Raw genomic sequence first — 13,369 nt, 5'->3', positions numbered from 1 at the left:
GGAAATCCCTCACTACTGTTTGAAGCAGAATATTGAAACGATCGATGAATTTCCCTCTAATTGCTGATTGATTATTCGATGAATGCATGATTTTCAGAATAGTCAGCGAAAAATTGAAAGAACATGCATGTCGGGAATTGATGCGATCGACCGGAACATTATTCGGCTGCTCCGGCTGAATGCGCGCATGAGCAATGCGAAGCTTGCGGTCGAGGTTGGGTTGTCGCCATCGGCCTGCCTGAGGCGCATCAATCTTCTTGAAAAGGCCGGCGTAATCCGTGGCTACACGGCGCTGATCGACAATGTTTCAGGCGAGAGCGCCATCGCCGTGATCATCAACATCACGCTGGAGCGGCAGACGGAGGATCATCTCAACCGCTTCGAGGCGGCCGTTCGCAAGCACCCGGAAATCCAGGAGTGCTTCCTGATGACCGGCGGGTCGGATTATCTTTTGAAGGTAGAGGTTGCCGGTGCCGGCGAGTTCGAGCGGATCCACAAGGAGATCCTGTCAACCTTGCCGGGCGTGTTGCGGATCCATTCGAGCTTTTCGATCAGAAACGTGCTCGCGACCCGGGCAAAGGGGCGTCGCTGAGGAGCTTTCGCGCCTTTTGCGAAAGACGAAAAAGCCCGGCATCGGAGACGCCGGGCGAGGTACAGGCCAACTGTGTGGCCTGGGGGAATTTGTCTCAGAGATCGCCGGGTGCAGGCTATGCCGGCAATCTCCGGGGCTGATCGGATGGCTTATAAAGCACGCTTCAAGGCGTCGCCGAGGATCGAGACAATCTTGCCGATCTCGTCCTTCTCGATGATCAGCGGCGGCGACAGGGCGATGACGTCGCCGGTGACCCGGATCAGCAGGCCCTTTTGGAAGCAATCGACGAAGATGTCGTAGGCGCGTGCGCCGGGTGCGCCGTCGCGCGGGGCAAGCTCGATAGCGCCGACGATCCCCAAGTTGCGGATGTCGATGACGTTGGGCAGGCCCTTCAGCGAATGAAGCGCGTCCTGCCAGGTCTCGGCCAGTTCGGCGCCGCGGGTCAGCAGGCCATCTTCCTGATAGATTTCCAGGGTCGCAATGCCGGCGGCGCAGGCGACGGGATGGCCGGAGTAGGTGTAGCCGTGGAAAAGCTCGATCTGGTTTTCCGGACCCGTCATCAGGCCATCATAGACCTTGCGGCTTGCGAAAACGGCACCCATCGGGATCGCTCCGTTGGTAATGCCCTTGGCAGTGGTGACGAGATCGGGCACGACACCGAAGTAGTCGGTCGCAAATGGGGTGCCCAGACGGCCGAAACCGGTGATGACTTCGTCGAAGATCAGGAGGATGCCGTGCTTGTCGGCAATGGCGCGCAGACGCTCCAGATAGCCCTTCGGCGGCATGATGACGCCGGCCGAGCCGGACATTGGTTCGACGATGACGGCTGCGATTGTTTCAGCACCGTGTAGCGCCACCAGGCGTTCAAGATCCTCGGCCAGCTCGATGCCGTGTTGCGGCAGGCCCTTGGAGAAGGCATTGCGCTCGATGTTGAGCGTGTGGCGCATATGGTCGGCGGGGATCTGCGGGAAGACGCGGCGGTTGTTGACAAGGCCGCCGACGGAAATGCCGCCGAAGCCGACGCCATGATAGCCCTTCTCGCGGCCGATGATGCGTGACCGGGTGCCCTGGCCGATGGCGCGCTGATAGGCGATGGCGATCTTGAGGGCGGTGTCCACGGATTCAGAGCCGGATCCGGTGAAAAATACGCGGTCGAGCTTGGCAGCGGGGCCGCCCGGCGCGATTGCAGCCAGCTTTTCCGCAAACTCGAATGCGATCGGATGCCCCATCTGGAATGTCGGAGCGAAGTCCAGGGTGCGAAGCTGGCGTTCGACGGCCTGGGCAATGCGCTCCCGACCATGGCCGACGTTGACGCACCAGAGACCGGCGGTGCCGTCGAGAACCTTATTGCCGTCAATGTCGGTGTAATACATGCCCTCTGCCGAGGCCAGCAGGCGGGGAGCCGCCTTGAACTGTCGGTTTGCGGTAAAGGGCATCCAGAAGTTTTCGAGGCTGGGGCTGTTGGGCTTGCTGATCTGATCCATGGCGCTCTCCATTGCGGTAATGATTCAAATCGGGCATTTTCCGTTTCCGAACAAGTCCTTTTCTCGCTCTTGCTAACCCATTGAAAAATATATTACGAGTTGCAGGATATTTCCATATATCGAACAACTGAAAACATGAGGAATCCATGTCCGTCGATATTGGCAACCGGTTGCGGCATCTGCGCCTGGCGCACAATCTATCCCAGCGCGAACTCGCAAAGCGCGCGGGCGTGACAAATTCGACGATTTCGCTGATCGAGTCGAACTCCACCAATCCATCGGTGGGCGCACTGAAGCGCATCCTCGACGGCATTCCGATCGGGCTTGCGGAATTCTTCGCGTTCGAGCCTGAGAAGTCTCGCAGGGCTTTCTACGCGGCCGAGGAGCTTGTCGAGATCGGCAAGGGCCCGATCTCCTATCGCCAGATCGGCGACAATCTGTTTGGCCGCAGCCTTCAGATCCTGAAGGAATGCTATCAGCCGGGATCAGACACGGGCAAGGTGCCGCTCGTCCACGAAGGTGAGGAGGGAGGGATTGTCCTCTCCGGGCGGCTCGAGGTCACCGTGGACGAGGAGCGACGGATCCTTGGGCCAGGAGATGCTTATTATTTCGAGAGCCGGCGTCCGCATCGCTTCCGGTGTGTCGGACCGGTCCCGTGCGAGGTCATCAGTGCCTGCACGCCGCCAAGCTTCTAAGCTGCACTTGGAACATGTTTGGCGATCAACGAAAAAGACCCGGCAGGGAACCGGGCCTTCCTCTTCTCTGATCGGAGGTCAATCAAATCAGATTAGAAGCTGCGCTCGAAACGGAGGATACCGGCCCACTGGTTTTCGTTGATCGAATCCCAGTTGGTGTAGGTTACTTCCGGCTCGATCAGGAGGTTCTTGACCGGGTTGAACTTGACGTTCGTGGTCGCGGAGAAGATCTTCGAGTCGGTGTAGGCGACCTGCGCGTTCCACTTCAGCTTCTCGTTGATCGGAACGCTGACGCCGCCCCAGGTTGCCCAATCGCCCCAGCCGATGTCAGCAGCGTCGCCGCCACCGTTCGCGCCGGCGTACTTGTTCAGCTTGCTGCCATCGGTGTTGTAGCCGCCCATGACGAATGCCGAGAAAGCACCGAAGTCAGCATCGACGCGAGCCTTGACGGCGCCTTCTTCGACGATGGAGTCATAACCACCGACAACCTTGAAGGACCAAGCGCCCGACTTGTAGCCGGCGCCGGCGACGACGTCTGGAGCATAATGATCGGAGCTGTCTTCGCCGTTGGAGCCCGTGGCGCTGGAGCCGGAGTTGGTGTCTTCGAGCGAGATCACAGCCGTGAAGCCGTTGCCGGCGTCGTAGTTGTAGGTGATCTGGTTGAGTTCGTACGGGCCGTCATAGACAACGTCGTCGTTGATGACGTCGCCGGCGTAGCCGGTGAAGACGTTGAACTGTGAGTCTTCCTTACCGATGGTGAAACCACCGAGGCTGATGCTGGCGTGCAGGAGATTGGTAGACGTCGAGCTGCCGTCGTTCCAGTCCCAACGCAGTTCGGTGTTGGTCTTCAGCGGACCATACTCGGTGTCCGTAGCTGTCTGCAGCTGCAGTTCGGCGCGGGTGTGCCAGAGCGTGCCACGAACGTCGTTCGGGTTGTAGGCGTTGCCCCATTCACCTTCCGTACGAACCTTGCCGCCGATCTTGAGGCAAGTTTCCGTGCCCGGAATGAAGAAGTAGCCGGCGCCATATGCGTCGCAGATGCGAACGTATTCGAGCTGCTCGGGCTCGGCAGCAACGATAGCGTCAGCCGCATGAGCACCGGATACTGCTGCAAGCGCAGCAGCGGAGCCGAGTAGAAGGCTCTTAATGTTCATTCTAGTTCCAATCCGTGTAAGTCGAGCTGGGAAATGGCGCACGAACCAAGTCCGCCGTGTTTCAATCCCATTTCGAACGTTTCCCCATTCAGAAGCCATCCGACTTCTCCCAAATGAGCTACCAAGAACGGAGAAAGGTGAGAACGACCGAAGTACATATAAGTGAAAATATTGGATTAGAGTCTGTATTATTGTTGTATGTAGGCAACATCGTCCGTGTCACGGAAAATATCCAGAAACTTACAGAAACAAAACACATCAAATGATTGTAATGCCCGTGTTTAATTAGTTGTTGTGTGGAGAATCATTTAATTACGAGCTTTTATTACTGTAAACTAAGGTAATATTACCATTATTGCGCTAGTCGTATTTTGGCGTATCAATCTGATTTCGGTTCTCCACCGTCCTGTCCAGGGCAGGCCAAAGCACGACATTCCGGGTTGTGCCGGTTGAATAGGGAGCGGAGCCATGGACGCTCAAGGGGCAGGCGATTTCTCGTGCATCCTCGATCTCGATCTTGTCCGAGCCCGGTTTTCCAACCGCGAGCCCCACGGAGAGAATGGCTGCGGCCAAGCCGGCAAGCATCGCGAGATTCAACCGCCGGGTCGTGCTGTTCCGTCCGAGGAGTTGTCATCGACGAAGATCAACTCCCAATCGAAATTGGATAGCGCGTTTTTGACCCGCTCCAGAAATATGAAGCCGCCATTTCACCAGGGAACAGTAAGGCCGAGGTAGTCGAGATATTCCAGGCCCGGTTTTCCCTGTTTGGCGAGAAGGACGTTCACCAGGCTAGGAATGCTCTCTTCGATGGTCAGCCGTGCGCCCGGTCCGCCGAGCTATGCGGCCTGTGACCATATTGTCGCGTCCAAGGAAGGGAATGCGATCGAGCCGATCGATACCGCCCTGGAGAAACTCGGCCTCAAGCGGACAATAAGGGTTGTCGTGCCGGGGTATCCGGATGCGATGCGGATCGCGCCAATCGGATCTGGTCGCGCTCGTGCCGCGTTCGTGCTTTGGCAATGGTTTGACAACCGATCACGCCGCCACGTCGGGTCTTGCCATTTTCGAACCCCCGGTCCCAACGTCGGAGTTTAAGGTATCGGCAATTTGGCATCCTCGAATGGATGCCGATCCAGCACATCGTTGGCTGCGCGACACCGTGATGTCCGTGTGCCGGGCAGCGTATCCGCGCCGATAACGTCACGTCGAGGTTGAGAACGCCACCCTTTTGTGGCGCGCTCTCGTCTCGGGTCGCATTCACGGTCAGCAACTGTACGGGGTCTATCGCGTTTACTTCGCCAGAAATTTGCGAACGCATGCGAATCTTATTGCAATTCAGTCGCAATTGCATAATTATTAGTTTGTGGGGTGTGGCGGATAGTTTTGCAAATGAGTTGCATTTGCAAAATTTTGTTCAAATGTTGCGAATAATTCGCAACAGGGGGCGGGCTGAGCCAGCGATCGATTCAAGTTTCACCGGCTGCGGATGCCCGCAGCCGAACGGTATTTTGCGCGCCCATGAAGGCCCGACGGGTAAGCCTGGCTGTCGGGACGGGTTGAATATTCAGGTCCGGACAAGAAAGAAGGAGAGACAGTTTCATGTTAGATCGCGCCCGACGCACGGTCCTTGGGGGATTGGCAGGTTTCGTGGCACTCGGCCTGATGGCCGGCGGTGCGGCCGCTGAGGAGGCCGCCAATCAGAAATTCAAGGCGGTAACGACCTTCACGGTGATCGCCGACATGGCGAAGAATGTGGCCGGCGATGCCGCCATCGTCGAGTCGATTACCAAGCCCGGCGCCGAGATCCATGAATATCAGCCGACGCCCGGCGACATTCAGCGGGCGCAGGGTGCACAGCTTCTGTTCTCGAACGGTCTCAATCTCGAACTCTGGTTCCAGAAGTTCTATCGACACCTGAAGGACGTCCCCGACGTCGTGGTCTCGACCGGCATCGAGCCGATGGGTATCACGGAAGGGCCTTATAACGGTAAGCCCAATCCGCATGCCTGGATGTCGCCGAAGAATGCGATCGTCTATGTCGACAACATCCGCGATGCCTTCGTCAAATACGATCCGAAGAATGCCGAGATCTACAAGGCCAATGCGGAGGCCTACAAGACGAAGATCGAGGCGACCATCGCGCCGATCCGCGAGAAACTTGATACTATTCCGGAAGACAAGCGCTGGCTGGTTTCGAGCGAAGGCGCCTTTTCCTATCTGGCCCGCGATTTCGGCCTGAAGGAACTCTATCTCTGGCCGATCAATGCCGACCAGCAGGGCATCCCGCAGCAAGTGCGCAAGGTGGTCGATGCCGTGCGCGCCAACAGGATCAGCGCGGTCTTCAGCGAAAGCACCATCTCCGATAAGCCGGCCCGGCAGGTCGCCCGCGAAACCGGCACCCATTATGGCGGTGTGCTCTATGTTGACTCGTTGAGCGAGGCCGATGGCCCAGTGCCGACCTATGTGGATCTCCTGCGCGTCACCTCCGACACCGTTGCCAAGGGGCTCGCCGAGGGACTGTCGCAATGAACGCGGTCGCCACCCGCATCTCCCCAGCACCTGCGGATGCGGGGGGCGGCATTGTCGTGAAGGATGCCACCGTCACCTATCGCAACGGCCACACGGCACTGCGCGATGCCAGCTTCAAGATCCCGGCGGGCACCATCACGGCGCTGGTCGGCGTCAATGGCTCGGGAAAATCGACGCTCTTCAAGGCGATCATGGGTTTCGTGCGTCTGGCAAAGGGCGAGATTTCGGTCTTGGGACTGCCGGTCAAACAGGCGCTGCGGCAAAATCTGGTCGCCTATGTGCCGCAGGCGGAAGAGGTCGACTGGAATTTCCCGGTCCTGGTCGAGGATGTCGTCATGATGGGCCGCTACGGCCATATGGGCATGATGCGGATTGCGAAGGCGGCCGATCATGAAGCCGTATCCAGGGCACTGGCGCGCGTCGACATGAGCGAATTCCGCAAACGTCAGATCGGCGAATTGTCCGGCGGCCAGAAGAAACGCGTCTTCCTGGCTCGTGCTCTGGCGCAGGACAGCCGCGTCATCCTGCTCGACGAGCCTTTCACCGGCGTCGATGTGAAGACCGAGGAAGCGATTGTCAAATTGCTGCGCTCGCTATGTGACGATGGCCGGGTGATGCTGGTCTCGACGCACAATCTCGGTTCCGTGCCGGAGTTCTGCGATCGCACCGTACTCATAAAGGGCACCGTACTTGCCTATGGACCGACCGAGGAGACCTTCACGCAGGAGAACCTCGAAAGGACGTTCGGCGGCGTGCTTCGCCATTTCGTGCTCAACGGCCCGGCCGGCAAGCCATCCGCGAATGTCTCCGCAAACGAACACGGAGAGCATGTCTGATGGCCTCCCTTCTCGAACCCTTCGGCTACAATTACATGCTCAACGCCATGTGGGTTTCGGCGTTGGTGGGCGCGGTATGTGCGTTTCTTTCCTGCTTCCTGATGCTCAAGGGCTGGTCGCTGATCGGGGATGCGCTGTCTCACTCCATCGTGCCCGGTGTCGCCGGTGCCTATATGCTCGGGCTTCCCTTTTCGATCGGCGCCTTCTTCTCCGGTGGGCTTGCGGCGGCGGCGATGCTGTTCCTGAACCAGCGCACGAAACTGAAGGAGGATGCCATTATCGGGCTGATCTTCTCCTCGTTTTTCGGGCTAGGCCTGTTCATCGTTTCGCTCAAGCCTGCGGCAGTGAACATCCAGACCATCGTGCTCGGCAATATCCTCGCCATTACACCGGAAGACACGCTTCAGCTCGCCATTATAGGCTTCGTTTCGCTCGCCATCCTGCTGGTGAAATGGAAGGACTTGATGGTGACCTTCTTCGACGAGACCCATGCCCGTTCGATCGGCCTCAATCCGACAGCACTCAAGATCCTGTTCTTCACGCTGCTCTCCGCCTCGACGGTCGCGGCACTCCAGACGGTCGGCGCCTTTCTCGTGATCTGCATGGTGGTGACACCAGGAGCGACAGCCTATTTGCTGACGGATCGCTTCCCGCGGCTGCTCGTTATTGCGGTCGCGATCGGAGCCGTGAGTAGCTTCGTGGGCGCTTACGCAAGCTATTTCCTTGATGGTGCCACCGGCGGCATCATCATCGTGTTCCAGACGCTGATCTTCCTCGTCGCCTTCTTCCTCGCGCCCAAGCACGGCATGCTTGCCGCCCGACGCAGGGCGGCGGAAGGGCGGGAGGTGACACCATGAATGCTCTATCCACCCTGCTGGCGCCGTTCCAGTTCGACTTCATGGTCAACGCCCTGATCATCTCGGTGCTGATTGCGGTGCCGACGGCGTTGCTGTCCTGCTTCCTGGTGCTCAAGGGCTGGGCGCTCATGGGGGATGCCATGAGCCATGCGGTGTTTCCGGGCGTGGTCATCGCCTATATCGTCGGCTTTCCCCTGGCGGTCGGTGCCTTTGCCGCCGGCATGGTCTGCGCCCTTGCCACCGGCTTTCTCAAAGACAATAGCCGTATCAAGCAGGATACGGTGATGGGCATCGTGTTCTCGGGCATGTTCGGCTTTGGCCTGGTTCTCTATGTGAAAATCCAGTCCGAGGTGCATCTCGATCACATCCTGTTTGGCGATATGCTCGGCATCGGATTTCAGGACATTGTGGAGACTGCGGCCATTGCCGTACTGGCGGCCGTCGTCATCGCCGTCAAGTGGCGCGACTTGCTGCTGCATGCCTTCGATCCGGCACAGGCAAGGGCGGTCGGCCTCAGGGTTAACCTACTCCATTATGGCCTGCTCTGCCTGCTGTCGCTGACGATCGTGGCGACGTTGCAGTCGGTCGGGATTATTCTGGCCATCTCCCTGCTGATCGCACCGGGCTCCATCGCCTATCTGTTGGCGCGCAGGTTCAGTGTCATGCTCATCCTGTCGGTCGTGATTGCGGTGACGGCGGCATTCGCCGGCGTTTATCTGTCCTTCTTCATCGACAGCGCGCCTGCGCCAACCATCGTGCTGCTGCTTGCCATCACCTTCGTCGGCGCCTTTCTTCACACCGCCCGCAGGGCAGTGCGGTCGGAAGCACCTGAGACGATGTAAGGGAGATTTTACCGGAGGCGGCTCGGAGCAGCCTTGCTAGGCCGTTTCCTTGCCCTTCCCGGGCGGGCGCTTCTTGTCGATCGGCTTGACGTAGATTTGCAGCTTGTGGCTGACGATCGTGAAGCCGTGCTGGCGGGCAATCTCTTCCTGTAGCCGCTCGATTTCGTCGGAGCGGAATTCGATCACATCGCCGGTTTCGACATTGATCAGATGGTCATGGTGCTCGTGGTCGGCGCTTTCGAAGCGAGCCCGGCCGTCGCCGAATGTGTGCTTCTCGAGCACACCCTTTTCCTGCAGCAAATTGACGGTGCGGTAGACGGTGGCGATCGCTATGCCCGGATCGATTTCGCTGACGCGCCGATGCAGCTCTACCGCGTCGGGATGATCCGATGATGCCGACAGAACCTGCATGATGACCTTCCGCGGCCCGGTCAGACGGAGCCCGTTTTCCTTGCAGAGTGCGGCTATGTCCTTCTTGAAATGCATGAGTATGTCGGCCGGATCAGGTTCGGTTGGGAATGAACCGCTCTAACCCAGTTGTGTTGCATTTGCAAAAAGACAATGGAGCTCGATGCCAAAACATCGGACTCTCAAGGGAATAGATGCCCTTGTTGGGGAGAGCTGAAGGCGGCGGATTAAAGCTCAGGCGCGGCACCGAGCGAAACCGCCAGGGCTTCAAGCTCCTCATAGAGCGCTTCGGCAAAGCTGCGTAGCGCCGTCAGCTCGAAACTGTCAGCACCAATGCGCGTCAGTTGCAGCGTAATATGGCCGAACAGCGTGACGGTCGAGCGGCCTTCCGAAAATGCCGAGGGATGCAGATCGACGGCCGTGCCTTTGGCGAGCAGTTCGGCTGCCTGTGGGCCGGAGAGGCCGATGCGGACGCGGCCATGGCTCTGGTCGGAGACGAAGGCGCTTCCCTGCAGGGCCGAGGAAAGGGCAGCGATACGCGACGATGGAAGTGCATCGTCGCCTGCGATAAACCATTGCCGGTATCCGGCGGAGCGGATCGTGCTCGCTTCAAGCCCGACGGCGGAAAGATGGCCGGCAAGGCCCTCATCGTCGATCGCGCCCATGACATGCAGCAGATGGCCTTCCGGCAGGGGTTCCAAGCGGATGCCGGGACCTTGCAAGACGGCGTTGCCGGCAAGCACCGGTCTGTGTTCGGGACGATCAGGCATGGAGCTTCTCGTTTTCAGGATCGATGAAGATCGGGCTGCAAAGCAGCCCCTCGGTGAATTCGTTTCTCAGACCATTCCAGACCATGACCTTTTCGCCGATACGCTCTGGTCCGCGTTTGACCAGCGCAAGGCCGATCGTATGGCCGAGGCTTGGCGAAAAGGCGCTGGAGGTCACATAGCCCTGGTCATTTTCGAGTGTGGCAGCCGCGCCGTCCGCCAGGATATGGGCGCCGGTGCGGAAGCTTGTCGCCGGATCGATCGGCTTGACGCCGACGAGGCGGGGACGGTCGGGCGATTGCAAACCCTCGCGGGCGAGCATGGCCTTGCCGATGAAATCAATCTTGGTCGCCGAGACCATGCGGCCAAAACCGAGATCGCCAGGCGTTACTGTACCGTTGATCTCGGCATGGGTGACGTGGCCTTTCTCGATGCGCATGACGCCGAGCGCTTCCGCGCCGTAAGGGCAGATGCCATGCTTTTCGCCGGCCTGCATGATGGCATCGGCCACCCATTCGCCATAGCCCGCGGACACGGCGAGTTCATAGGCGAGTTCGCCTGAGAAAGAGATGCGGAAAAGCCGGCCCTCGAGCTTGCCGCCGAAAAGCGTGATCGGGCGGGCGCTCATGAACGGGAAGGCGGCATCCGACAGATCCTCGTCGACGATCTCGGAAAGGATCGCGCGGGATTTCGGACCGGCGACCGCCATCTGCGCCCATTGATCGGTCGAGGAGGCAAAATAGACCTCAAGCTCGGGCCAGAGCGTCTGGGCGCAGAATTCGAGATGGGTGAGCACGCCGGCGGCGAGCGCCGTCGTCGTCGTCATGAAGAAATGCTCTTCGCCAAGCCGGCTGGTGGTGCCGTCGTCATAGATCATGCCGTCTTCGCGCAGCATGATGCCGTAGCGCGCCTTGCCGACGGCAAGCTTGGCAAAGCCGTTGCAGTAGATGCGGTCAAGGAAGGCTGCTGCATCCTTGCCGTAGATCTCGATCTTGCCGAGCGTCGAGACATCGCAGATCCCGGCACTACTCCGGATGTTCAGCACCTCGCGATCGACGCTTTCGCGCCATGTCGTCTCGCCCTGGCGCGGGAACCAGGAGGAGCGATACCAGAGGCCCGTCTCGACAAAAATTGCGCCGTTCTTGCTCGCCCAGTTGTGCAGCGGCGACTTGCGGGCCGGCTGGAAATGCTTGCCACGCGAGGCGCCGGTGAGCGCGCCGAAGGAGACCGGCGTATAGAAGGGTCGGAAGGTGGTGGTGCCGACCTCGCCGGGCGAGACTCCGCGCGCTTCGGCAAGAATGCCGATGGCGTTGATATTGGAGAGCTTACCCTGATCGGTCGCCATGCCGTTGGTCGTATAGCGCTTGGCGAGTTCGACATGCCCGTAGCCTTCGCGCACGGCAAGGCCGAGATCCTTAAGGTTCACGTCGTTCTGGTAATCGACGAAAGCCTTGCCCTTGCCGCCCTTGACATACCAGAGCTGGGTGCTGGCAACAGAGGCCTCTTCTGCCGGAGCGAAGGCCGGCGTGATCCTGCCGAAGCCGATCGCTTCCAGCGCCTCGGCGGCTTTGCGCGCACCATCGCCAAGGCAGGTTTCGGTGGTGGCGAGACCGGCGGCAGAACCGGCGATCAGCAAGCCGTCCTGTTGTTCCGGTGCCAGGAAGGCGGCTTTCTCATCGGACCAGACCGGCCTTGCGCCGCGATGGCAGGCAAGGTGAATGATCGGACTCCAGCCGCCAGACATGGCCAGCGCATCGGCCTCGATGTCCTGCATGCCGGACGCCGTTGCAATGGTCACACGGCGCAATTGCTTGCCGCCATGCGCGTCGATGATGCATCCCCCGGAGAGGGCTGGTGCCTTGCCGCTCCAGCTTTCGCCGCCGCTGCGGTTATCGACGATGGCGGCAACCTCGACGCCGGCCGCTTCAAGATCGGCGGCGGTGCGGTAGCCGGATTGGTTGGTGGTGAAGACGACGGTGCGGGCGCCGGGGGCGACGGCCTGACGGTTGAGATAGCTGCGCATGGCGCCGGCCATCATGACGCCTGGAATGTCGTTGCCACCAAAGACGAGCGGGCGTTCTTCCGCGCCGGTCGCAAGGATCGCCTGCTTGGCGATGATGCGCCAGAACCGTTCGACCGGACGGCGCGGATCGGGCGTCGCCACATGTTTCTGCACACGTTCGACCGCGCCGAAGACGTTGTCGTCGTACCAGCCGATGACGGTGGTGCGCGGCAGGATCTGCACGTTCGGCAGCGTCGCGAGTTCGTCGAGAATGCCTTGCAGGGCAGGGCCGGTCTCGCACAGCAGACTGCCGCCAAGAGCAAAATTCTCGTCGGCAAGGAGGACGCGGGCACCTGCTCGTCCAGCGGTGAGTGCTGCGGCAAGACCTGTTGGTCCGGCGCCGATCACCAGCAGGTCGCAATGCGCCCAGCATTTCTCATAGGAATCGGGATCGGCCTCATAGGATGCCCTGCCGAGGCCGGCGGCCTTGCGGATTATTGGCTCGTAGACTTTCTCCCAGAAGGCAGCTGGCCACATGAAGGTTTTGTAGTAGAAGCCGGCCCCGAGGAAGGGCGAGAGCAGACCGTTGACTGCGCCGACATCGAAGCCGAGCGAAGGCCAGCGGTTCTGGCTGCGCGCGATCAGCCCGTCATAGAGGTCGACCATCGTGGCTCGGCTGTTGGCTTCCGTCCGACCGCCGGTGCCGGTGGTCACCAGCGCATTGGGTTCGGCCGCACCCGCCGTCAGGATGCCACGCGGCCGATGATATTTGAAGCTGCGGCCGACGAGCTGGACGCCGTTGGCCAGCAGAGCGGAGGCAAGTGTGTCGCCGGGATGGCCGGTCAGCACCTTGCCGTCGAAGGTGAAGTTGATGGTTTTCGAGCGATCGATCCGACCGCCAGCGGGAAGGCGATAGCTTGTCATGCCCGGCCTCCGAGCTTGGTGAGCGCTGCGTCGCTCACCTCATGAACGGTATGGGTGACGGTATCCCGCTCGACGATCAGCCAGCGGCGGCAGCCGGACGAGTGATGCCAATATTCCTTATGATGACCCCGTGGGTTATCGCGCAGATAGACATAGTCGTACCAGACATCCGCGCCGGCATCGGGGGCAGGGCGCGTGAGGCTCGCATCGCCCTTGATGGTAAACTCCTCCTTGGGACGCTGGCCACAGTGAGGGCAGGTAATCAGGCTTGCCATGTCG

At 59.9% G+C, this 13,369-nt stretch carries 13 protein-coding genes and 1 pseudogene; 6 read left to right on the top strand and 8 right to left on the bottom strand.

All coding sequences use genetic code 11. The features are described from left to right. Positions 1-127: 127 nt before the first annotated feature. Entirely contained in the window at positions 128-592 is a 465-nt protein-coding gene (locus HB780_RS09445; RefSeq protein ID WP_183687161.1) for an Lrp/AsnC family transcriptional regulator, read from the top strand. 149 nt (positions 593-741) lie between these two features. Here HB780_RS09445 and HB780_RS09440 read toward each other — a convergent pair whose 3' ends face one another. After that, positions 742-2,076: an omega-aminotransferase AptA gene (locus HB780_RS09440; protein WP_183687159.1), complete on the bottom strand. Its 1,335-nt coding sequence runs from the start codon at positions 2,074-2,076 to the stop codon at positions 742-744. Positions 2,077-2,222: 146 nt separating this feature from the next. On the opposite strand from HB780_RS09440, the gene HB780_RS09435 reads away from it, so the two are divergent. Further along, positions 2,223-2,771: a cupin domain-containing protein gene (locus HB780_RS09435; RefSeq protein ID WP_047465255.1), complete on the top strand. Its 549-nt coding sequence runs from the start codon at positions 2,223-2,225 to the stop codon at positions 2,769-2,771. Positions 2,772-2,863: 92 nt separating this feature from the next. Here the strand turns inward: HB780_RS09435 and HB780_RS09430 are convergent, their stop codons facing one another. The 3 genes and pseudogenes from HB780_RS09430 to HB780_RS32965 form a co-directional block, all read right to left on the bottom strand. Continuing rightward, on the bottom strand, positions 2,864-3,925 hold the full coding sequence (locus HB780_RS09430) for a porin (protein ID WP_183687157.1): 1,062 nt from the start codon (positions 3,923-3,925) through the stop codon (positions 2,864-2,866). 360 nt (positions 3,926-4,285) lie between these two features. Further along, positions 4,286-4,510, bottom strand: coding sequence for a hypothetical protein (locus HB780_RS09425; protein ID WP_183687155.1), 225 nt, complete (start codon positions 4,508-4,510; stop codon positions 4,286-4,288). A gap of 122 nt (positions 4,511-4,632) precedes the next feature. Then, positions 4,633-4,761, bottom strand: a pseudogene (locus HB780_RS32965) (3-oxoacyl-ACP reductase); the annotation flags it as partial. A gap of 763 nt (positions 4,762-5,524) precedes the next feature. Between HB780_RS32965 and HB780_RS09420 the strand changes: the two are divergent. From HB780_RS09420 to HB780_RS09405, 4 genes are read left to right on the top strand one after another with little or no spacing between them, the layout of a single operon-like run. Beyond that, positions 5,525-6,454 (top strand): metal ABC transporter substrate-binding protein, encoded by a 930-nt coding sequence (locus HB780_RS09420; protein ID WP_183687153.1) that lies wholly within the window; start codon positions 5,525-5,527, stop codon positions 6,452-6,454. Next, positions 6,451-7,290, top strand: a complete 840-nt coding sequence (locus HB780_RS09415) for a manganese/iron ABC transporter ATP-binding protein (protein WP_183687151.1) — start codon at positions 6,451-6,453, stop codon at positions 7,288-7,290. The genes HB780_RS09420 and HB780_RS09415 overlap by 4 nt, the downstream gene beginning before the upstream one ends. Next, positions 7,287-8,147: a metal ABC transporter permease gene (locus HB780_RS09410; RefSeq protein ID WP_286203032.1), complete on the top strand. Its 861-nt coding sequence runs from the start codon at positions 7,287-7,289 to the stop codon at positions 8,145-8,147. The genes HB780_RS09415 and HB780_RS09410 overlap by 4 nt, the downstream gene beginning before the upstream one ends. Further along, on the top strand, positions 8,144-8,989 hold the full coding sequence (locus HB780_RS09405) for a metal ABC transporter permease (RefSeq protein ID WP_183687147.1): 846 nt from the start codon (positions 8,144-8,146) through the stop codon (positions 8,987-8,989). Before HB780_RS09410 ends, HB780_RS09405 begins: the two co-directional genes overlap by 4 nt. A 36-nt stretch (positions 8,990-9,025) precedes the next feature. Here HB780_RS09405 and HB780_RS09400 read toward each other — a convergent pair whose 3' ends face one another. From HB780_RS09400 to HB780_RS09385, 4 genes are all read right to left on the bottom strand, one after another. Beyond that, positions 9,026-9,475, bottom strand: a complete 450-nt coding sequence (locus tag HB780_RS09400) for a Fur family transcriptional regulator (protein ID WP_183687145.1) — start codon at positions 9,473-9,475, stop codon at positions 9,026-9,028. 149 nt (positions 9,476-9,624) lie between these two features. Beyond that, entirely contained in the window at positions 9,625-10,167 is a 543-nt protein-coding gene (locus HB780_RS09395) for a sarcosine oxidase subunit gamma (protein ID WP_183687143.1), read from the bottom strand. Then, positions 10,160-13,090 carry a sarcosine oxidase subunit alpha family protein gene (locus HB780_RS09390; RefSeq protein WP_183687142.1) on the bottom strand — a complete coding sequence of 977 codons (2,931 nt, stop codon included), beginning with the start codon at positions 13,088-13,090 and terminating at the stop codon, positions 10,160-10,162. Before HB780_RS09390 ends, HB780_RS09395 begins: the two co-directional genes overlap by 8 nt. Further along, positions 13,087-13,365, bottom strand: coding sequence for a sarcosine oxidase subunit delta (locus HB780_RS09385; RefSeq protein ID WP_183687140.1), 279 nt, complete (start codon positions 13,363-13,365; stop codon positions 13,087-13,089). Before HB780_RS09385 ends, HB780_RS09390 begins: the two co-directional genes overlap by 4 nt. Positions 13,366-13,369 lie beyond the last annotated feature (4 nt).

Origin of the sequence: Rhizobium lusitanum (genome assembly GCF_014189535.1) — a bacterium.
In the GTDB taxonomy this organism is placed as follows: domain Bacteria; phylum Pseudomonadota; class Alphaproteobacteria; order Rhizobiales; family Rhizobiaceae; genus Rhizobium; species Rhizobium lusitanum_C.
The sequence above is the reverse complement of the archived record's forward strand: the minus strand, read 5'-3'. Positions and strand labels throughout refer to the sequence as shown.